The 246-nt window shown below is 72.4% G+C and carries 1 protein-coding gene; it reads right to left on the bottom strand.

Annotated elements, in window-relative coordinates; all coding sequences use genetic code 11:
• Positions 1-246: hypothetical protein (locus tag PU683_RS20810; protein WP_277174512.1), on the bottom strand; the 246-nt coding region annotated here is incomplete at both ends.

The following is a 246-nucleotide window of genomic DNA, read 5'->3' as shown; positions in this document are numbered from 1 at the left end:
CGTCGTGGGCAGCGCGAAGGTGGTGGAGCCGCCGCAGTCGTAGTGCGCCCACGGGAAGCGCCGGTAGATCTCGTCGCCCAGGATGGCGGCGGTGGCGCGCGCCTGGGCCATCCGCTCGGCCGGCACGTTGCAGTGGAAGCTCGCGGGCAGCAGGCGGCCGGTGGCGGAGTCTTCCAGCCGGTCGAGTACCTGCCGCATGATGCGGAACGATGAGGGCACCAGGCCCGAGGCGTCGCCCGAATGCAC

This window comes from Candidatus Kosakonia sp. 282A-S69, from assembly GCF_029433855.1.
Classification (GTDB): domain Bacteria; phylum Pseudomonadota; class Gammaproteobacteria; order Enterobacterales; family Enterobacteriaceae; genus Kosakonia; species Kosakonia cowanii_A.
This window is presented reverse-complemented; position numbering and strand designations above follow the sequence as displayed.